General features: G+C 50.9%; 18 protein-coding genes and 1 pseudogene. 17 read left to right on the plus strand and 2 right to left on the minus strand.

Translation table 11 applies throughout. The annotated features are described in order from the left end of the window. The first annotated feature begins 18 nt into the window (after nt 1-18). From pcrA to BBI15_RS04950, 8 genes are all read left to right on the plus strand, one after another. Complete coding sequence (pcrA, locus tag BBI15_RS04915) at nt 19-2,235, plus strand: DNA helicase PcrA (RefSeq protein WP_068868580.1); 2,217 nt, start codon at nt 19-21, stop codon at nt 2,233-2,235. A gap of 15 nt (nt 2,236-2,250) precedes the next feature. After that, nucleotides 2,251-4,257 carry an NAD-dependent DNA ligase LigA gene (ligA, locus tag BBI15_RS04920; RefSeq protein ID WP_068868581.1) on the plus strand — a complete coding sequence of 669 codons (2,007 nt, stop codon included), beginning with the start codon at nt 2,251-2,253 and terminating at the stop codon, nt 4,255-4,257. 12 nt (nt 4,258-4,269) lie between these two features. After that, nucleotides 4,270-5,400, plus strand: coding sequence for a CamS family sex pheromone protein (locus BBI15_RS04925; protein ID WP_068868582.1), 1,131 nt, complete (start codon nt 4,270-4,272; stop codon nt 5,398-5,400). 99 nt (nt 5,401-5,499) lie between these two features. Then, a complete protein-coding gene (gene gatC, locus BBI15_RS04930) occupies nt 5,500-5,790 on the plus strand; it encodes an Asp-tRNA(Asn)/Glu-tRNA(Gln) amidotransferase subunit GatC (protein WP_058381395.1) in 291 nt (96 codons plus the stop codon). Nucleotides 5,791-5,808: 18 nt separating this feature from the next. Next, nucleotides 5,809-7,278, plus strand: a complete 1,470-nt coding sequence (gatA, locus tag BBI15_RS04935; protein ID WP_068868583.1) for an Asp-tRNA(Asn)/Glu-tRNA(Gln) amidotransferase subunit GatA — start codon at nt 5,809-5,811, stop codon at nt 7,276-7,278. Next, nucleotides 7,275-8,705, plus strand: a complete 1,431-nt coding sequence (gene gatB / locus BBI15_RS04940) for an Asp-tRNA(Asn)/Glu-tRNA(Gln) amidotransferase subunit GatB (RefSeq protein WP_068868584.1) — start codon at nt 7,275-7,277, stop codon at nt 8,703-8,705. Before gatA ends, gatB begins: the two co-directional genes overlap by 4 nt. Nucleotides 8,706-9,459: 754 nt before the next feature. Further along, entirely contained in the window at nt 9,460-10,020 is a 561-nt protein-coding gene (locus tag BBI15_RS04945) for a thioredoxin family protein (RefSeq protein ID WP_068868585.1), read from the plus strand. A gap of 101 nt (nt 10,021-10,121) precedes the next feature. Continuing rightward, nucleotides 10,122-11,036, plus strand: a complete 915-nt coding sequence (locus BBI15_RS04950) for a diacylglycerol kinase (RefSeq protein ID WP_068868586.1) — start codon at nt 10,122-10,124, stop codon at nt 11,034-11,036. A 52-nt stretch (nt 11,037-11,088) separates the two neighbouring features. On the opposite strand, the gene BBI15_RS04955 is transcribed toward BBI15_RS04950, so the two are convergent. Next, nucleotides 11,089-11,523, minus strand: a complete 435-nt coding sequence (locus BBI15_RS04955) for an NUDIX hydrolase (protein WP_068868587.1) — start codon at nt 11,521-11,523, stop codon at nt 11,089-11,091. A gap of 194 nt (nt 11,524-11,717) precedes the next feature. Here BBI15_RS04955 and BBI15_RS04960 point away from each other — a divergent pair, with 194 nt between their 5' ends. The 8 genes and pseudogenes from BBI15_RS04960 (at nt 11,718) to BBI15_RS04985 (ending at nt 18,788) form a co-directional block, all read left to right on the plus strand. Continuing rightward, on the plus strand, nt 11,718-13,064 hold the full coding sequence (locus tag BBI15_RS04960) for a cytochrome ubiquinol oxidase subunit I (protein WP_068868588.1): 1,347 nt from the start codon (nt 11,718-11,720) through the stop codon (nt 13,062-13,064). Further along, entirely contained in the window at nt 13,061-14,089 is a 1,029-nt protein-coding gene (locus BBI15_RS04965) for a cytochrome d ubiquinol oxidase subunit II (RefSeq protein WP_068868589.1), read from the plus strand. Before BBI15_RS04960 ends, BBI15_RS04965 begins: the two co-directional genes overlap by 4 nt. A gap of 15 nt (nt 14,090-14,104) precedes the next feature. Continuing rightward, nucleotides 14,105-14,215 carry a cytochrome bd oxidase small subunit CydS family protein gene (gene cydS, locus BBI15_RS16800; RefSeq protein ID WP_374703198.1) on the plus strand — a complete coding sequence of 37 codons (111 nt, stop codon included), beginning with the start codon at nt 14,105-14,107 and terminating at the stop codon, nt 14,213-14,215. Nucleotides 14,216-14,303: 88 nt separating this feature from the next. Continuing rightward, nucleotides 14,304-15,665 carry a 23S rRNA (uracil(1939)-C(5))-methyltransferase RlmD gene (gene rlmD / locus BBI15_RS04970; RefSeq protein WP_068868590.1) on the plus strand — a complete coding sequence of 454 codons (1,362 nt, stop codon included), beginning with the start codon at nt 14,304-14,306 and terminating at the stop codon, nt 15,663-15,665. 334 nt (nt 15,666-15,999) lie between these two features. After that, nucleotides 16,000-16,368, plus strand: coding sequence for a hypothetical protein (locus tag BBI15_RS04975; protein WP_084632762.1), 369 nt, complete (start codon nt 16,000-16,002; stop codon nt 16,366-16,368). A 193-nt stretch (nt 16,369-16,561) separates the two neighbouring features. Beyond that, nucleotides 16,562-16,986, plus strand: a pseudogene (locus BBI15_RS04980) (DUF1801 domain-containing protein). A gap of 126 nt (nt 16,987-17,112) precedes the next feature. Then, complete coding sequence (gene fbpA, locus BBI15_RS16245) at nt 17,113-17,271, plus strand: Fur-regulated basic protein FbpA (protein ID WP_084632764.1); 159 nt, start codon at nt 17,113-17,115, stop codon at nt 17,269-17,271. A gap of 68 nt (nt 17,272-17,339) precedes the next feature. Next, a complete protein-coding gene (locus tag BBI15_RS04985; protein ID WP_068868591.1) occupies nt 17,340-18,788 on the plus strand; it encodes an amidase family protein in 1,449 nt (482 codons plus the stop codon). Between the two features lie 43 nt (nt 18,789-18,831). On the opposite strand, the gene BBI15_RS04990 is transcribed toward BBI15_RS04985, so the two are convergent. Then, nucleotides 18,832-19,671, minus strand: coding sequence for a TetR/AcrR family transcriptional regulator (locus tag BBI15_RS04990; RefSeq protein ID WP_068868592.1), 840 nt, complete (start codon nt 19,669-19,671; stop codon nt 18,832-18,834). A gap of 184 nt (nt 19,672-19,855) precedes the next feature. Between BBI15_RS04990 and BBI15_RS04995 the strand changes: the two genes are divergently transcribed. Then, nucleotides 19,856-21,331, plus strand: a complete 1,476-nt coding sequence (locus BBI15_RS04995) for an MDR family MFS transporter (RefSeq protein ID WP_068868593.1) — start codon at nt 19,856-19,858, stop codon at nt 21,329-21,331. Nucleotides 21,332-21,411: the final 80 nt, after the last annotated feature.

Here is a 21,411-nt window from a genome sequence, read left to right on the forward strand (position 1 = left end):
TGTTCGAGGTGATGCACAATGGAAATAATCACGAAAAACTTGCTGCGGGGGATGAACCCCGAGCAGGAAGAAGCAGTCAAAACAACAGAAGGCCCGTTATTGATCATGGCAGGGGCAGGTTCCGGGAAAACCCGCGTATTGACGCACCGGATCGCATACTTGGTGCTCGAGAAACAAGTGTACCCGTCCAATATTCTGGCCATCACGTTCACCAATAAAGCGGCGCGCGAAATGCGCAGCCGGATCGACGGGCTGCTTGGCCACGGCACAGGCGACCGCATGTGGGTGTCGACATTCCACTCGATGTGCGTGCGCATCCTGCGCCGCAATATCGACCGCCTGGGCTTCTCGAAAAGCTTCTCGATTTTGGATACGACCGACCAATTGACGGTCATCAAGAATGTCTTGAAGCAGCAAAACCTGGATCCCAAAAAATACGACCCGCGTACGATGCTGAACGCCATTTCCTCGGCGAAAAACGAATGCATCGATGCAGAAACCTTCGCAGCCAACGCCAACCAATTCAACCCGTATGAAAAAACGGTCGCGGAAGTGTTCACAGGCTATCAGAAGCGATTGCAGAAAAACCAATCGCTCGATTTCGACGACTTGATCATGGTGACCTTGAAGTTGTTCGAAACGGTGCCGGACGTGCTGGAATATTATCAGGATAAATTCCATTATATCCACGTCGATGAGTATCAGGATACGAATAACGCCCAGTATCAACTGGTGCAATTATTGGCGAGGAAATTCAAGAACATTTGCGTCGTCGGTGATTCCGACCAGTCGATCTATCGCTGGCGCGGCGCGGACATCACCAACATCCTGTCGTTCGAAAAGGATTATCCGGACGCCAAAGTGATCATGCTCGAACAGAATTACCGTTCGACCAAACGGATCTTGCAAGCGGCAAACGATGTCATTCAGAAAAACACGAGCCGCTACCCGAAAGAATTGCGCACCGACAATGACGAAGGACCGGCGATCACGCTCCATAAAGCGGGAGATGAGCGCCAGGAAGCCCAGTACATCGTCCAGACCATCCAGAACCTCATGCAGGAAGAAGGATACAAAACCTCTGATTTCGCCATCCTCTACCGCACCAATGCCCAATCGCGCATTCTGGAGGAAATGTTCGTCAAATCGAATATGAGCTATACGATCGTCGGCGGCACGAAATTCTATGACCGCAAGGAAATCAAGGATTTGCTCGCGTACTTGCGTTTGATTGCCAACAATGAAGACGACCTGTCGCTTGCACGCATCATCAATGAACCGAAACGGGGCATCGGCGCGACCTCATTCGAGAAGATGGCACGCTTTGCGATCGAGCAGGACCGCACCATCATGGATTCCTTGCAGGAAGCGGATTTCATGGGCTTGACCGCGAAAACCGCACAAACCGCCCTCGAGTTCCGGGCGATGATCGCGGGATTCACGGAAATGCAGGAATTCTTATCGGTGACGGAATTGGTCGAAGAAGTGCTGAAGAAATCCGGTTATCGCCAGATGCTCCAGAACGACAAGACCATTGAAGGCGAAAGCCGTCTCGAGAACCTGGATGAATTCCTAACGGTGACGCAGGCATTTGAAAAGCAAAGCGATGACAAGTCCTTGGTCGCGTTCCTGACTGATCTGGCATTGATTGCGGATATCGATTCATTGGATGAAGAAGAACAACAGGGCGATGGGCCGATCATCCTCATGACGATGCACGCAGCGAAAGGCCTGGAGTTCCCGGTCGTCTTTATCGCGGGCCTGGAAGAAAACGTCTTCCCGCATTCCCGTTCGAACAATGACGAGGAAGAACTGGAAGAAGAACGCCGGCTTGCCTATGTCGGCATCACGCGTGCCGAGAAACGCCTGTATTTGACGCATGCCTCATCACGGACGATTTTCGGCAAGAGCAATTTCAATCTGCCGTCGCGTTTCATCTCTGAAATCTCGGAAGATCTCATTGAGCAAACCTTTGCCAACCACCGTGCAGGCGCGGCCACGAGCTATAAGCAGGCGCCGAAGCGGAAAGCGGTCATGAAGCCTTCCTACCAAGTATCCGGAGGCGACCGCCTGGGCTGGAAAACAGGCGACCGCGCGAAGCATAAAAAATGGGGCGTGGGCACTGTCGTTAACGTCAAGGGCGAGGGCGAACAGACGGAACTCGATATCGCTTTCCCGAGCCCGACAGGCATTAAGCGGCTGCTTGCGAAATTTGCGCCGATCGAAAAAGAATGATCTGGAGGAACTTGAATGGACCGCATCAAAGCTGAAGAACGTGTAACCGAATTGAACGACCTGCTTCGCAACTACGGGCATGCGTATTACGTGCTCGACAAACCGAGCGTGCCGGATGCCGTGTACGATCAATTGCTCAATGAATTGATCGAGCTGGAAAACCTATATCCGGATTTGATTTTCCCGGACTCGCCAACACAGCGGGTCGGCGGCAGCCCCTTGTCGAATTTCGAGAAAGTCCGCCACGAGCGGCCGATGCTCAGTTTGTCGAACGTCTTCAATGAAGAAGATTTGCGTGATTTCGACAAACGCGTGCGCAGTGGTGCCGGGGACTCGGTGGAATATGTATGCGAACTGAAAATCGACGGCCTTGCCGTTTCGCTTCATTATGAAAACGGCAAATTCGTGCGCGGCTTGACGCGCGGCGATGGCCGAACCGGGGAAGACATCACAGCTAACCTCCGTACAGTCCGTTCAATTCCCCTTAAATTGAACGAACCGGTGTCGATTGAAGTGCGCGGTGAAGTGTTCATGCCGAAAAAATCCTTCCATGCACTCAACGAAGATCGCGAGGAGCGGGGCGAGGAATTATTCGCCAATCCGCGCAATGCAGCGGCCGGTTCTTTGCGCCAATTGGATTCGAAAATTGCCGCCAAGCGCAACCTGGATGTGTTCATTTACGGCATCGGTGGCGACGGGGAAACATACGGGTTGAACGACCATGACGAGTCGCTGCGTTATTTAACGGAGCTCGGCTTTAAGACGAATGGCGAACGGAAATTATGCAGCTCGGTCGACGACGTGCTGCAATACATTGAGCAATGGACGGATGGGCGCAATGGGTTAAGCTATGAAATCGATGGCATCGTCATCAAAGTCAACCGTTTCCTGCACCAGCAAGACCTTGGATTTACGGCGAAAAGCCCAAAATGGGCAACTGCCTATAAATTCCCGGCGGAAGAAGTGATGACGACGGTGCGCGATATCGAGCTGAGCGTCGGTCGGACCGGTGTCGTTACCCCGACAGCGATTCTCGAACCAGTCGCTGTTGCCGGTACGACGGTCCAGCGCGCATCTCTCCATAACGAAGACTTGATCCGCGAGCGCGATATCCGCATCAATGATAAAGTCATTATCCGAAAAGCGGGCGATATCATTCCGGAAGTCGTCAAGGCACTGGTTGAAATGCGCTCCGGCGATGAACTGCCATTTGAAATGCCGACGGAATGCCCGGCTTGCGGCAGTGAACTCGTCCGTATTGAAGGGGAAGTAGCGCTTCGCTGCGTCAATCCGAAATGCCCGGCGCAAATCGTCGAAGGCATGATCCATTTCGTTTCGCGCAATGCCATGAATATTGATGGGCTTGGCGAGAAAGTGATTGAGCAATTATACCGCGAAGGGCTGATTCATGATATTTCGGACCTTTACGCATTGACCAAAGAGCAATTATTGGAACTCGAGCGAATGGGCGATAAATCCGCCAGCAACTTGATCGAAGCGATAGAAGCTTCCAAGAGCAATTCGATGGAACGGCTATTGTTCGGCCTCGGTATCCGCCATGTCGGCGAGCGCGGTGCACGGATTTTATCCGAGCATTTTGGCTCGATGGACCAATTGATGAAGGCGAGCCTTGAGGAATTGATTGCGATCCATGAAATCGGCGACAAGATGGCAGATGCTGTCGTCACGTATTTTGAAAAAGAAGAAGTTGCGGCGCTTGTGGAACGTTTGCGCGAGCGCGGCGTCAATTTATCTTATACAGGCACGATCGTCCGCGTGGAAGAAGGCGCCAATGCCTTTGCCGGCAAGAAAATCGTGCTGACCGGAAAACTCGAGAACATGACCCGCCAGGAAGCCGGCGCCCGGATCGAAGCGCTCGGCGGCAAATTGACAGGCAGCGTCAGCAAGAAGACCGATCTGCTGATCGCGGGCGAAGAAGCTGGATCCAAACTCGACAAGGCGCAGGATCTCGGCGTGGAAGTGTGGAATGAAGAACGCCTGCTGATGGAATTGAACGAATAAGGAGATTAGCATATGAAACGCATTTGGTTGATCCCGATCAGCATTCTGCTGCTGTCAGGATGTGTCCCTTCCGGAAATGATGAGGCGGAAGTGATCAATACAGAAGAAGAAGAGGCGGAAACCGCCATCATTCCGAGCATGCAGCTCGATGATCAATATTACCGGACGCTATTGCCTTATAAGCAAAGCGCTACCCGCGGGAAAATCGTCAGCCGGCTAAATTCACGATACGATATCAAGGAAGCGGAACACGGCTTATTGCGCTTGTCGCAGCAACAATTCTCGCCGGATGATTATTATTTCCAAGAAGGCCAGAAAATCACCGATGAAGAAGCTACGCTTTGGCTCCAGCGTGAAAGCAAGGACAATCCGCAAGGGCTGAACCCGCAAGACGGCAGGAGCCAAGCGGAGGCAAAAGACGGCGAACGGCCTGACCCCGAATTGCTTGCGCACATCCTCGAGCAAAACTACCTCGTCAAAACCGAGGAAGACAAGATCCGCCTCGGCGGAGTGTCCATCGGGCTTGCAATGAACACGGTTTATTATAGTTCGGAGGATAATATCCCTTACGAGGAATCCATTCCCCGGGAAGAAATCGAGACGGAAGGCAAGAAGATGGCGGATGAAATCGTCAAGCGCTTGAGGGAAAAGGAAGGAATGGGGGATGTGCCGATCCTTGTGGCTTTATTTGCGCAAAATAGCCGCAATGCGATGACGCCAGGCACTTATTTCTCTTACGGGGCTGCCCCGAAAGGCGAGACGGAAGTGGCGAACTGGAACGAAATTGATGAAGAGTACGTGGTGTTCCCGACTTCCGGGACGAATGAGCAATATCGCGACATCGATACCGCATTCCGCAACTTCAAGCAGGATGTGGAAGTCTACTTCTCGAATTTCACCAGCGTAATCGGAAAAGGCTTTTATCAAGGCGGCCAACTGCAGGAAATGAAAATCGAAATCCCGATCCAGTTTTATGGTTCGGCTGAAGTGATCGGTTTTACGCAATATGTCACCGGCTTGATTTTGGATCATTTCCCGGACGACATCCAGATTGAAGTGAACGTCACGTCAACTAACGGAGCGGAAGCACTCATTTTGCGGAAAGCCGGGGAAGCGGAACCGGTTGTCCACATTTACGAATGATTAAGCAATTTAAGGGGCAGCCAGCTGGCTGTCTCTATTCATTTTTTTAGAAAAATGGTATGATAGACCGTATGTTTATTGAATCCGGAGGTGTAGAAAATGGCGAAAATGACAAAAGAAGAAGTAATCGAAGTGGCCCACTTGGCGCGTTTGGCAATTACCGATGAGGAAGCGGTGCATTTTGCGGACCAATTGGAAGCGATCACCAATGCGATGGAATTGCTGAATGAATTGGACACGGAAAATGTGGAACCGACGACGCATGTATTGCCGCTCGTTAATGTGATGCGCGAAGACAAGTCGATCGAAGGCTTGCCGCGTGAATTGGTAATGAAAAACGTGAAAGAGCACGAAGGCGGACAAGTGCGTGTGCCGACCATTCTGGACTGATTGTGAGGAGGGAAAAAGATGAAGTTAGCTGATAAAACTGCAAATGAATTGCAGGAATTACTACATAGTAAAGAATTGACGATTGCGGAGTTGACGCAAGCGACATTCAAGCGCATTAAGGAATTGGACCCGAAAGTCGATGCCTTTTTGGCGTTGAATGAAGAGCAGGCGACAAAACAAGCGGCTGAAATGGATCAAACGGATGCAACGGAACGCGGCCCGCTTTTCGGTTTGCCAATCGGCGTAAAAGACAATATCGTCACAGAAGGACTCGAGACGACGGCATCAAGCTTGATCCTGAAAGGCTTTAACCCGATCTATAATGCCACGGTCGTGGATAAATTGCGCGAAGCCGGCATGATCATCGTCGGGAAATTGAACATGGATGAATTCGCGATGGGTTCCTCCAATGAAAACTCTTACTATAAAAATACGAAAAACCCGTGGAACTTAGAAACCGTTCCTGGCGGTTCGTCGGGCGGTTCAGCTGCGGCTGTTGCAGCGGGTGAAGTTCCATTTACACTCGGTTCCGATACCGGCGGTTCGATCCGCCAGCCGGCTGCGTTCTGCGGTGTTGTCGGCATGAAGCCGACATACGGCCGTGTATCCCGTTTCGGGTTGATTGCCTATGCGTCATCGTTCGACCAGATCGGGCCGATCACACGTACCGTTAAAGACAATGCGCTTCTTTTGAATGCCATTTCCGGTCACGATGAAAAAGACTCGACGTCTGCAAATGTTGAAGTGCCTGATTTCACAGCAGCACTCACTGGCGATATCAACGGCCTTCGCATCGGCGTGCCGAAAGAATATTTCGCAGAAGGCGTCAGCGAAGCTTCGAAACAAGCCGTGAAAGATGCGCTGAAAGTATTGGAAGAAAAAGGCGCGACATGGGAAGAGATTTCCTTGCCGCATTCCAAATACGCGCTTTCCACTTATTACATCTTGGCTTCATCTGAAGCATCATCGAATTTGTCCCGTTTCGACGGTATCCGCTACGGCTATCGCACGGAAAAAGCCGGAAGCCTCTTAGAGTTCTACATGAACACACGCGCTGAAGGCTTCGGCGACGAAGTGAAGCGCCGCATCATGCTCGGCACTTACGCACTCAGCTCGGGCTATTACGACGCTTACTATAAAAAAGCGCAAAAAGTGCGTACTTTGATCAAGCAGGATTTCGATAAAGCGTTCGAAAACTTCGATGTCATCGTCGGGCCGACAACGCCGACACCGGCATTCAAGATCGGCGAAATCATCGATGACCCGTTGACGATGTATGCGAACGATATCTTGACGATCCCTGTCAACTTGGCAGGCGTTCCAGCCATTTCAGTCCCATGCGGCTTCGAAAACGGATTGCCGCTCGGACTTCAGATCATCGGCAATTATTTTGATGAAGAAACCGTCTACCGCGTCGCGGATGCTTTTGAGCAGGCGACCGAGTTCCATAAAGAAACACCGCAAACATGGGAGGGAGCAGCACAATGAATTTCGAAACGATCATCGGGCTTGAAGTCCACGTCGAACTGAAGACGGAATCCAAAATGTTCTCGCCTTCCCCGGCTCATTTCGGTGCGGAGCCGAATACCAATACAAACGTAATCGACCTTGGCTACCCTGGGGTATTGCCGGTCGTTAATAAAACGGCGGTCGATTGGGCGATGAAAGCAGCACTTGCGTTGAACTGCGAAATTTCACGCCATACCAAATTCGACCGCAAAAACTATTTCTACCCGGATAACCCGAAAGCATACCAGATTTCGCAATTCGATGAGCCGATCGGCGAACACGGCTGGCTGGAAATTGAAGTGAACGGCGAGAAAAAACGCATCGGCATCACGCGCCTCCATATGGAAGAAGATGCCGGAAAACTGACGCATACAGGCAATGGCCATTCCCTTGTCGACTTTAACCGCCAAGGCACGCCTTTGATCGAAATCGTCTCGGAGCCGGATATCCGCACGCCGGAAGAAGCGTATGCGTATTTAGAAAAAATCAAATCGATCATCCAATACACAGGCGTTTCCGATGTGCGCATGGAAGAAGGCTCGCTTCGTTGCGACGCCAATATCTCCTTGCGCCCATACGGCCGCGATGAATTCGGCACGAAAACTGAGCTGAAGAACTTGAACTCGTTCAACTTCGTCAAAAAAGGCTTGGAGCACGAACAAATTCGCCAAGAGCAAGTATTGCTTGCAGGCGGCATCATCGAGCAGGAAACACGCCGCTACGATGAATCGACTGGCAAAACTGTGCTCATGCGCATCAAGGAAGGTTCGGACGATTACCGTTATTTCCCGGAACCGGACCTAGTCGATATCGTCATCGACGATGCATGGCTCGAGCGCGTGCGCGCAGAAATTCCAGAACTTCCGGATGCCCGTAAAGCCCGTTACGTATCAGAACTTGGCTTGTCGTCTTACGATGCCATGGTGCTGACTTTGCAGAAGCCGATTTCGGATTTCTTCGAAGCAACTGTCAAAGCCGGAGCCGATGCGAAACTCACGTCGAACTGGATGATGGGCGAAGTGTCCGCTTACCTCAATGCCCAGAATAAGGAGCTTGAGGATACGCAACTGACGCCGCAAGGACTTGCCGGCATGATCAAATTGATCGGCGAAGGCACGATCTCCTCGAAGATCGCCAAGAAAGTCTTCAAGGAATTGATCGAAAAAGGCGGCGACGCGAACAAGATTGTCAAAGCGCAAGGCTTGGTACAGATCTCGGACGAAAAGGTATTGCTTGAATACGTCAGCAATACCTTGGATGCCAACCCGCAATCGATCGAAGATTACAAGAACGGGAAAGACCGCGCAATCGGCTTCCTCGTCGGGCAAATCATGAAAGCGACAAAAGGGCAGGCCAATCCGCCGCTCTTGAACAAAATCCTCCTCGAGGAAATCGCGAAACGTTAATCAGCAAAAGGATGGCTCACTTAGCCATCCTTTTTTTGTGGATTATTTTAGTCAAGTGGATTGGGGAAGTTCGTAGTTTAATGAGGAATATTATTGCTTGAGATTCCGCTTCAAGGGGACGCTTTCCCTGACAGGGAGGTTTATAGTGAAAGTAAGTGATAGGGGGAGACTCCGCTCCAAGGGGCACGCTTGCCGAGGGGCGGGTGTTGAGCCAAGGTGGCAAAGGGCGCGCCACCATTGTCTCGCCAGCCCGCGCGGCCCCTTTCCGCTTCAACTCTAAGTATAGTGGGGAAATGAAATTCACTGTCACTAAAATTAATATGAATAGTTTTGGACAGCTTTGTAATTGCGTAAAGAATAGCTAGTGAACCATCTTTTCCGCTATCAACTCTAGCTAGGCGTCTTCACCAGCGGACGATTATAATAAAAAAAGACGCGTCCTCGCATGCAACATCCAATGAAATCCAAAAGCCGAACCGCGCAAACGGGCGAGCCGATGCAATAAGACAAGTGTTCTTCTTGGCTTATTGCAAGAGGCCAGCCCAAAGCGGGAGGCGGTTATCTCGTGATAAAATGTATTATGAATTATCCATCTCGCTCTCACGTCTAACTTGCTGCTCCACATTCTGCATTATAAAACAGCAACCGACTGCGAAATGTAGCGTTAATTGGAACAATTCCACAGCTTTTTGCTTAAAAGTTTGCCGCCAAGGGAAAAGAACAGGTAAACTGTTTTGTAAGGAGACGTGATAGAATGATGACGGAGCTGGAATATTTTGAGCATGCCATCTCACTGGAGAAATATATGGCGCAGATGGAATCCAACCAGGAAAAAACCTACGCGATCTATGAAAAATTCGAGTTGCCGGACGATCCGGAATTTATCGATATGTTGAAACAGCAGCAATTGAACATCTTGGCGATTACCGAGGATTGGTGCGGCGATGCGATGATGGTCAACCCGATTCTCCGGAAATTGGCGGAAGCGGCGGATCTCGAAGTCCGCTGCGTTTACCGCGACGACAATCCGGAACTCATGGACCGTTATTTAACGAATGGCGGCAAGTCGATCCCGAAATACATTTTTCTGTCCGAAAGCGGAGAAGTGAAAGGGTCGTGGGGGCCACGGTCACCAAAAGTCCAGCAGATGGTCGATGAAAAGAAAGCAAGACTGCCGGAAAAAGAAGATCCTCAATACGAGCTACACTGGAAAACGGTAATCGGGGAGATTTCGGATCGTTTCACATCCGACCCGGAGCTTTGGCAAGAGACGTATGTAGACATTCGCAAGAGCTTGCAAAAAAGCTTGGCTTAACACTATACAGACAGCCGGCTGCAGAATGTCCCGTCCGCGGGAACTTTCTGCAGCCCTGTCATGTCCTGTTTTTATAGAATGGTCCAGAAAGGCTGAATCCGATGAAACGAGCACGCATAATTTATAACCCGACATCCGGCAGGGAATTGTTCCGCCGCCACCTCCCGGAAGTATTGGAAAAGATGGAAATTGCAGGATACGAAACCTCCTGCCATGCGACGACATGTGAAGGGGACGCCGTGAAAGCGGCGGAATACGCCGTGGAGCGCAAATTCGACCTGGTAGTGGCAGTCGGCGGGGACGGGACGCTGAATGAAGTCGTCTCCGGCATTGCCAAATATCCGGAACGCCCAAAAGTGGGCTTGATTCCGATGGGCACGACCAATGACTTCGCGCGGGCTGTGCGCATCCCACGCGATATTAACCGCGCAGTTGACATCATCATCAAAGGTGAATCGATCCCTGTCGATATCGGGGTTATGAACGATGACCGTTATTTCGTCAATATTGCCGGCGGCGGGCGCCTGACGGAACTGACTTATGAAGTCCCGAGCAAGCTCAAGACGGTGCTCGGCCAATTGGCGTATTATTTGAAAGGCATCGAGATGATTCCGTCGATCCGTTCGTCACGGGTCCGCATTGAATACGACGGGCAAGTGTTTGACGACAAAGCGATGATGTTTTTGATCGGCTTGACCAATTCCGTCGGCGGTTTTGAAAAGCTGGCGCCGGATGCCAGCATCAATGATGGAAAATTCACTTTGCTGATCCTGAAAGAGTTAAACATGGCGGAATTTATCCGTGTGGCGTCTCTTGCGCTTCGCGGAGAGCATTTATCCGACCCGCACGTGCTGTATGTGAAAGCGAGCAAGATCTCGGTGACGTCCAATGAACGCGTATTGCTGAATCTTGACGGGGAGTTCGGCGGCATTTTGCCGGCCACTTTCGAAAACCTGGCTCGCCATATTGAAATGTTTGTGCCGCTTGAGTACATCAAGGAAAAAGACCGCAAATAAAAGCGATCTGCCCAATCCCTATAGGGATTGGGCAGATCGCTTTTTGAATAGCTTAATATTCCAGCAATTCGATGGCTTCGTCCTGGTCTGCCGCAAGCTTCGGCAAATCTTCGATCGGTTCCCAGCGGTACTGAACGACAAGGCCGTTATCGCGCCCTTCGCTTTTGATCGTATGCTCAAACTCGTCGACTTTTTCGCCAGTGTATTCAAAATGGAAAATGTTGCGCTCGTATGCTTTGTCTTTATGGGCCGGATAGTAATTGTATTTGTGGATCTTCCCGACAAATTCCAGCACATCGCGCGGCAATCCGGTTTCTTCTTTCACTTCGCGGTACAAGGCATCGATCAATAATTCGCCTTCCCCGATCGTTCCGCCTGGCACTTGCAGCCCGACCTCGGGTTCGCCTTTATATTCGAATACAAGCAGTTCACGATTATTTTCTTCGCCTCTGGTGATATAGGCAAACACCTTTCTTCTTGTTTCCATATGAATCATCCTTTTCTTTTGTTCATTATAGAATACTAAAAATTCAGCAAAATTTCAATGGGGATGTATTCATTTTGTCACAGCTTATTCAAACATCGGGCGGAAACGGATGCCTGGGAGAAGTTTATGGCAAGGGCTTTGAGGTACAATAAAACATATAACGGGCTATGGCCCATGTAAAGGGGACGAGAATTTTGGGATTTGAAGATGTGGCGTTTCAAAGCCGTATATTGACCTTAATGACCCTATCTTTCCACATTATCTATGCAACGATCGGTGTCGGGGTCCCGCTCATGATCATGATCGCCCAATGGGTCGGGATCAGGAAAAATGATGAGCATTACATCCTCCTGGCGCGGCGTTGGGCGAGAGGGTTCGTCATTACGGTCGCGGTCGGCGTCGTGACCGGTACCGCCATCGGGCTGCAATTATCATTATTATGGCCGAACTTTATGCAGATGGCGGGGAATGTCATTGCGCTTCCGCTGTTCATGGAAGTTTTTGCCTTTTTCTTTGAAGCGATTTTCCTCGGGATCTATTTGTATACGTGGGACCGTTTTGAAGACCAGCGCAAACATTTTCTATTGCTGGTTCCGGTCGCACTCGGGGCGGCTGCTTCCTCTGTATTCATCACTATCGTCAATTCGTTCATGAATGCGCCGCAAGGCTTTGATGTGCTGAACGGCGAGCTGGTCAATGTGAGCCCATTGCTTGCGATGTTCAGCCCGGCCGTGCCGACGAAAGTCGCGCACGTCCTGTCGACCGCGTTCATGACGAGCGCATTCGTCTTGGCCTCAATCGCGGCTTTCCGCCTGCTGCGCGGATCGAATCATATCTACCACAAAAAAGCATTGTTCCTGACAATGAAGCTCGCGCTGGTCTTTTCGGTTGCGACCGCCATCATCGGCGACTTTTCAGGAAAATACTTGGCCGAGTACCAGCCGGAGAAGCTGGCAGCTGCGGAATGGCATTTTGAAACGGGACCGGAAGCTGAACTTGTGCTGTTCGGCGTGTTGGACGGCGAAGAGCCAAAATACGCCATCCGCATTCCATACGCGCTAAGCATCTTGGCGCACGGTGTACCGAGCGGTGAAGTCATCGGCTTGAATGATTTCCCAGAAGATGAAATTCCGCCGCTGTGGATCCATTACCTGTTCGATACGATGGTCACGCTCGGCATGTGGCTTGCGTTCTTCTCCTTCGTCTACGTCGTCGGCGCATGGCGCGGCTGGTCCATTGTCACGAGAAAATGGTTCCGCTGGCTGACTGTGCTGAGTGGGCCACTGGCGATGCTCGCGATACAGGCTGGCTGGTGGTTCACGGAAGTCGGCAGGCAGCCGTGGATCTTGCGCGGCTATATGAAGACGAGTGAAGGGGCGACGGCAAGCGGACAAGTCGATTTGATGATCGTCATGTTCGCCGGCCTTTATGTCATTCTCGGAATCGGGACGGTCGTCGTCTTGTCACGCATGTACAAACGCAATCCGGTCGAGAAAGAATTGGCACAGCGTGAATCCGTAAAAGGCGGTGATGAATCATGACACTCGAAATTATTGGGATTTCCGTCCTTTGGCTGTTTTTGTTCCTCTACGTCATCGTGGCGTCGATTGATTTCGGCGCTGGATTCTTTAACGCCTACAGTGCGTTTTCCGACAAGCAGCATATCCTGACAGGCATTATCCAGCGCTATCTGTCACCGGTGTGGGAAGTGACGAACGTCTTTTTCGTTTTCTTCTTCGTCGGCATCATCGGGTTCTTCCCGCAGACGGCGTTCTATTACGGCACGACATTGCTCGTTCCGGCAAGCATCGCGCTCATCTTGCTGGCCATACGCGGTTCTTACTATGCGTTTGCGACATACGGCGCGAAGATCAATCACCGCGGTTATATATACATGTACGGCTTGTCCGGCCTATTGCTTCCGGCGGCATTGTCCCCGGTGCTGGCCATTTCAGAAGGCGGCTTCATGCGTCTTGAGGACGGGCAGCCATCACTTGATTACTGGGCGCTTTTCACGAGCCCACTCATGTGGAGCATCGTCGTCTTGAGCATTGCCGCAGTATTGTATATTTCCTCCGTGTTCCTGACTTGGTACGCCTGGAAAGCGGGAGACGAGAAAGCGACGCAGCTCGTCCGCAAATATGCGCTGATCTGGGCCGGCCCGACGATTATCACGGCGACGGGCATCATCTTTGAACTGCGCGGGCATAGCCCGGAACATTACGCGAACTTGCTCGATCTGTGGTGGATGTTCGCGCTATCGTTCCTGTTGTTCCTCGGCACCGTCTATTTGATCTGGAAGAAACGCAATTACGGCTTGGCGTTTATCTTGCTTGTCGGCCAGTTCTTTACCGCGTTCTTCGCTTACGGCGCGTCCCATTACCCGTATCTGTTGTATCCGCATTTGACGATTTACGACAGCTTTACGAATGAATCGATGGCGATCGCCTTGATCATCGCCTTTATTGCAGGGCTCGGGCTATTGCTGCCATCGCTTTACCTATTATTCCGCTTGTTCCTGTTCGACAAAGATTACGTCAAAGGGAAATCGGATTACCATGCCTGAAGGAGGCTGTGACAGATGAATGATTTTTTCATTTTCTATGCGCCGTTTCTGGTGATCATCCTGGCGATTGCCGTCGGTTTCTGGATCTCGCTGAAAGATGGCCCGGTAACGAAAGATAAGAAATAAAACTGTGGCGGGAATTTCCCGCCGCAGTTTTTTACTGCTTAAAAAGCGGATATGTTACAATGAGTCAATGTGAAATGGAGTGAACGTAATGAAACCAGTAACGAAAAATGACCGCTTATCGGTCTATGTTGAAGACTTGACGCATGACGGTGCCGGCGTCGCCAAAGTGGACGGCTATCCGCTGTTCATCAAGGATGCATTGCCTGGAGAGACCGTGACAGTGCATGTGCTGAAAACCTTAAAATCATATGGATTTGCCAAACTCGTCTCGATTGAAGAGAAATCCGCAGACCGTATCGACGCGCCGTGCCCGGTGTTTGAGATTTGCGGCGGCTGTCAATTGCAGCATCTGTCCTACGAAGGGCAATTGAAGTACAAAGAAAAAGTCGTGCGCGATGCGATGGCGCGTCTCGGCAAATTACCCGATGTGCCGGTCCATCCGGTCAAAGGCATGGACAACCCGTGGCGCTACCGCAACAAATCGCAGATCCCGTTCAGCCAACAAGATGGCCGTGTGGTCGCGGGCTTTTACCAACCGCGCTCACACCGCATTGCGGATACCGATATCTGCCTGATCCAAACGCCGGAAGCGGACACGTTGATGGCATCACTCAAGCGCAATCTGCAGGACATGGGCATCGAACCGTACGAAGAAAAGACACATCGCGGCATGCTGCGCCATGTCGTCCTGCGCAAAGGGCGCGAGACGGACGAATTGATGGTCGTGTTGGTGACGAAGAAACAGAAATTCCCCCAAGCCGAGCGTGCCGTCGAAGCGATCCGCGCAGCATTGCCGGACGTGACGTCGATCATGCAGAACGTCAATCCTGAAAAAACCAATGTCATTTTCGGGAACGAAACCATCAACCTATGGGGCAAAGACATCATTGAAGACCGGATCGGCGATGTGCGCTTCGAGATCTCTGCGCGTTCGTTCTATCAGGTCAACCCGGAACAGACGGAAGTCCTGTACGGGCAGGCGCTTGATTACGCGGGGCTGACTGGAAGCGAAACGGTGATCGATGCGTATTGCGGCATCGGCACGATTTCGCTATTCCTTGCACAGCGCGCAAAATTCGTCATGGGCGTCGAGATCGTCCCGCAGGCGATCGAAGACGCCAAGCGCAATGCCGATTTGAACGGCTTCACCAATACCTTATTCGAAGCTGGCCCTGCTGAAGAAGTCATTCCGCGCTGGTATAAAGAGGGCAAAGAAGCCGATGTGCTTGTCGTCGACCCGCCGCGCAAGGGCTGTGACGAAGCGCTTCTCCAGACGATGCTCGAACAAAGACCCGAGCGCATCGTCTATGTTTCCTGCAACCCCGCGACATTGGCGCGTGATCTGCGCATTTTGGAAGACGGCGGCTACCGGACGCAGGAAGTGCAGCCGGTCGATATGTTCCCGCAGACGACGCACGTTGAATGTGTCGCTTGGCTAACGAGAAGCTGATCCATTTCCAGCATGAATCATTTATGAAATGAACTATAAGTTGATGTTCTTACCCCAATGCTCGTTCTTTGAACAGCATTGGTTTTTTTATGCAAGTGGAGGTTGAAAGTGAAATCATGGACTTTAGGAGAAAGGAAAATCTTGCAGCGCAGGGAAGTAGTCAAGCAACGATTGATGAAGCGCCGCACATGGAATTGCCAGCGCTTCACCTGAAGGAGGGCAAGGGCATGAAGATCGGCATTATCGTGATTCCCAGACTGGGCATACTTTATTAGTTGGCGAACGGATTCGTGAAAAATTGCAGGCTGATGGCCACGAAGTGCAGTTAAGGAGGATGCAAAACCTTGAGGAAGGCGAGACAAAAAAACCTGCAGCTGTACAATTGGATTCACTGCCGGAAACAGCAAGGTTCGATGCCTTGATTTTTGGGGCGTGGGTGCAGGCTTTTACACTATGTCCGGGATTTACAAAGTATGTTGAGCAGATTCCGGATCTCGGTTCAGAGAATGTCTCCTGTTTCTTGACACAGCAATTCCGTTATAAATGGATGGGCGGCAATAGGGCCATGGCGAAAATGAAGACATTGCTTGAAGCGAAAGGGGCAGTGGTCAATTCCACCGCCATCATCAATTGGTCCCATAAAAAAAGGGAACAGCAAATCGAGGAGTTGGCGGAACACTTCACTAGCCAATACAAAGCATAGTCAATGGCAAGAGAGCGGGCCAAGCATCAAGAAAGGGAGGCACGGGACACGGGAAGATGTGTGACATTTTGACTTAACATTATCGGAATGGAAATGACCGTCACGTTCCGTATCCGGCATTGCGTGTCCATGCAGGACAATGGGCGCGATATGTGGAAGTAGGAACCAGGAATTTTCGGGAGGAGGGCTAGCGATGTACGAACAAAAAACGAAACAACATGAAGGCAGTGTCATCGAATTCATCGAATCGGTCGAAAAGCCGTCAAAAAAAGAAGATGCTTACCGGCTGCTGGAGATTTTTGAACAAGCGACCGGCCATCCGGCGAAAATGTGGGGGACAGCATTATCGGTTTCGGCTCCTACCATTACCGCTACGCGACTGGCCATGAAGGCGATGCGCCGCTTGCCGGATTTTCCCCGCGCAAAGCGAAAATCAGCCTGTATTTGACAGGGGGTGCAGAAAAAGATCCGGATGCGCTCGATCGCCTGGGGAAATGCACGTCGGGTAAATCCTGCATCTACATCAATAAGCTTAGCGATATCGATCCGGAAGTGCTGAAAGAATTGATCCGAAATGCAGCTGCGTATTTGCAGGAGCGCTATCCTGGCAAAGCGTGAGTTGAAATTTGCCGAAACGGGGGCGGTACGAAAAATTATCGGCAGTTTTTCTGTTGGCAGGTTTTAGGGGCAGATCATTTCGGGTATAGAAATAGTGATACTATCTGCAAGGAGAGAAGAAGCACGATGGAACACATACCCGAGTCGAAATTCGAAGACAAACGGTCGATGGTCATTGATGAGCTTGTTTCGAACAATGTCTTCAAGATCAACGGCAGACAGCTCTATGAACTGTCCTTATATGAACTGTTAAAGGAATATACCGATAAAAGCCTAAGCTCATAAGCTCAGGCTTTTTTAGATACCAGCGGCCTTAAAAAGGGTTTATTTTGTACCATCTGGGAGGAACAGCCATGCACCATCAAAAATTGGAAGACTACCGGAAAAACAAGCTTGATGAAATGACGATTGGCGAATTGCAGAAAGAGATGGAAGCAGGAAACCTCACTTCGGAAGAACTCGTGCTTATGTATAAAGAGAATATCTCGCTGCGCGATAAAAATACCCGCGCCGTGCTCGAGATCAACCCGGATGCCTTACTTGCTGCCCAAGCATTGGATTTTGAGCGGAAGCATAAAGGGCCGCGCTCAAAACTGCACGGCATCCCGCTTCTCGTGAAAGACAATATGGACACCGCAGACAAAATGCATACCAGCGCCGGTTCACTCGCCATGGCGGACCATTACGCGCTGCGCGATGCGAAAGTGGTGGAAAAGCTGCGTGCAGCAGGGGCGGTCATCCTTGGGAAAACGAACATGACCGAGTGGGCGAATTTCATGAGCGATAAAATGACTAATGGCTATAGCTCGCGTGGGGGCCAAGTGAAAAACCCGTATGGTGCATTCGATGTCGGCGGATCGAGTTCAGGATCGGCGGCCGGAGTGGCATCGAACTTGGCTGCGGCTGCGGTCGGGACGGAAACTTCGGGGTCGATCATCAATCCTGCAGCACAGAACAGCCTGGTCGGCATCAAGCCGACGATCGGCCTGGTCAGCCGTACAGGAATCATTCCCTTGTCGCACACACAAGATACTGCCGGGCCGCTTGCGCGCACTGTGGAAGATGCGGTGGCGGTTTTCGAAGTCCTGATCGGCAAAGATGAAGAAGACAGCATTACGGCATTTGCCGATCAGTTCACAGATTACGATTGGGGCCGGCATTTGAAAAAAGATGGGCTATCCGGCGCACGATTCGGGATTGACCGCCAATTGTTTGAAGACATCCCGGGTGAACAAGCAGAACTATTCGAAAAAGCGGTCAGCAAGCTGAAGGAATTCGGGGCGGACGTGAAGGAGATCGACCTGGGCGCGGACCAGGAAGACCTCGGGTTTGCGGTCCTGCTCCATGAGTTCAAAGCGGACTTGAACGCCTACTTGGCACGTTCGAATCCTGAGCATCCGGTCCGTTCGATGGGCGATGTCATCGCATTCAATAATGAACATCCTGAAACGATGCTGAAATTCGGCCAGAATTTGCTTGAACAGGCAGATAGGATGAGCGGTAAACTAACGGAACGTGAATACGTCGAGGCACTTGAGCGCAACCGTTTTTTGGCTGCCGAGCAAGGCATGAACGAAACTTTCAGGGAAACAGGCGTCGATGCGCTTCTTTTGCCGAAAGATTTCGGATGCAATATCGGCGCGGCCGCTGGTTTTCCTTCGATTACCGTGCCCTATGGATTGACGGAATCAGGCGAACCGTTCGGCATCACGTTTGCGGGCCAGGCATTCGACGAACCGAAGCTGATCGAATATGCTTATGCGTTTGAACAAGCAACAGCGGGGCGGAGCCAACCATCATAAAAAATCCCCTTCCTTGGAGAAAATTCCGGGGAAGGGGATTTTTTCATTTGATCTGGCGCCACACTTGTTCCAGGTAAATCTGCAGTTCGGCATCATCCGTGCTCTGGCCTAAAGTGGTCAGCACGCTATTGACGATGGCTTTGCGCGGCTTTTCGGCCGCGAGTTCATCGGCGAGAAATGCAATTAATTGCTGCAAGTCAGGATCTTCCGCGGCAGCGGCAAGTGCTTTCAGTTGTTTGGCACTGTCGGTTAAAGTCTGCAGTTCCGCGCTTTCCTCCAATAGACGCTCGGATAAAAATCGCTTGCCGTCCTTTAACTGGATTTCAACGGCTTGTTTCATACGGAGCACGATATAGTCCGTCAGTTCATCGAGCGGCAATTGCTGGTCGGTGCCAAGGCGCCATACATGCATCAATTGCTGAAGCGCCCCGTTCGCCATCGCTGCATTCTCAAGCGCATATGGCCTGGCCTCTTCGCCGAACATATCGACAATTCGGTTGCTGAGCCACCTGAGTTCGGCAATATACTGGCTTTTTCCGAATGCTTTTAACTCCACGTCTTGTGAATAGAAAATGCTTTCATACAAGGAAAATAGATTTTTCTCATGGTTCATGCGGATGCGGACCGCCAATTGCCTGGCGAATAGATCCGCATCGGAAGGCGACTCCCCCAAAGCAGCGGCAATGCGTGCTGTCCGGATATCTTCACTGATCGATTCCATTAAGGCAATCAGGCATTCCGATTTCGAGGTGAAGTAATTATAGAACGTGCCTTTGGAAATTCCGGCTTCGTCCAGAATGTCTTGGATGGACGAGGCATTATAGCCTTTTTGGATAAACAGGCGATGGGCGGCATTGATGATTTGCTGTTTTTTAGGATTCATAATATCCCCTTTTTGGACTGGTAGTATAGAAAAAAGCATAACGTCAAAAGCCGGTGAAATCAATGTTTCGCGCTTATTTCGTTTTACTGGAACGTTTTCCTTGTAAAAATTATACCGTGAGTATAAAATATGTCGATAGAGTATAATCAGTCGAAACATTTCGGCGAGACGGAGGAAACGAAAGATGAAAGAAACGACAAAACCACCTTATGGAATAATCGCCATCCTGTTTACCGGGGCATTTGTGGCGATCTTCAACCAAACTTTGCTGAATATCGCCCTGCCGGAGATCATGATTGACTTATCTGTCGATGCTGCGACCGCCCAATGGCTTGTTACAGGTTATATGCTTGTCAACGGCATCCTGATTCCTGCCAGTGCTTATTTAATACAACGCTATTCAAATCGTGCCATTTTCATTGTGGCCATGTCCTTGTTTTCGCTAGGGACATTGTTCGCCGCTGTGGCGCCGGTTTTTTCAATACTGTTGATCGGCCGTATGGTGCAGGCTTCAGGCGCTGCCCTGATGATGCCGTTATTGATGAATGTCATGCTTGCCGCGTTCCCGATCGAGAAAAGGGGGCAAGCAATGGGGCTCTTCGGGATGGTCATGGTCGTAGCGCCGGCAATAGGCCCAACGCTCTCGGGGTTTATCGTCCAGACCTACTCATGGAGAATCCTGTTCCTCATCGTACTGCCAATAGCCTTGATCCCGTTGCTCCTCGGGATTTTCAAATTGAAAAACCTGACATTCCAAAACCGCGAGTTGTCGCTTGACCCATTATCGCTTGTACTGTCGAGCCTCGGTTTTGGCGGGATTCTGTACGGCTTCAGTTCAGCGGGATCGCTTGGATGGGAAAACCCGGCTGTCTATTTGACGATCGCGGTCGGAATCATTTCATTGCTAATCTTCACCTTCCGCCAATTAAAATTGGAGGAACCGTTATTGGAGCTCCGTGTTTACAAGCACCCGATGTTCGCGTTGTCTTCCATCATTTCGGTCACTTTGTCGATGGCAATGTTCTCTGCGATGATCCTTATGCCAATCTATATCCAGACGATCAAGGGCATCTCTCCGATCCAGTCCGGCTTGATGATGTTGCCGGGCGCGCTCGTCATGGGTGTCATGTCGCCGGTGACCGGCCGCTTGTTCGACCGGTTCGGCGCGAAAGTGTTGGCATTGCCGGGTCTCGCGATTGTCGTCTTCACCACCTTTTTGTTCAGCAATTTGTCGATGGAGACTGGATATTATGAAATCATGGCCATCTATACCTTGCGCATGTTCGGGATCTCGATGGTCATGATGCCGGTCATGACGAATGGGCTCAACCAATTGCCGATGAAATCCTATCCACACGGTACGGCGATCAATAATACCTTGCAGCAAGTCTCAGGCGCGATCGGTTCCGCATTCCTGGTCACGCTTATGAACACGCGGACGGAATCGGCTGCACGCGAGCTCATCGCTTCAGGCGTCCCGGAGCAGGCAGCTACGATTTCCGCCATGCTTGAAGGCATTAATTATTCCTTCACGGTTTCGACGGTTATCGCATTAGCTGCATTCCTGCTTGCGTTCTTCATCAAAAAGCCTGGGCAGGCTGTAGGGAAAATACAGAAAGAACAAAAAGACCGAGTTTATAAACAACGTTACGCTGATTGAAAATAGGGCGGCTCCCTGAAAAAAGGGCCGTCTTTTCATTTGCCTAAAAAGGCGTCCCGTTGCGGAATATGGTACACTTA

This window comes from Planococcus plakortidis, assembly GCF_001687605.2.
Taxonomy (GTDB): Bacteria; Bacillota; Bacilli; order Bacillales_A; family Planococcaceae; genus Planococcus; species Planococcus plakortidis.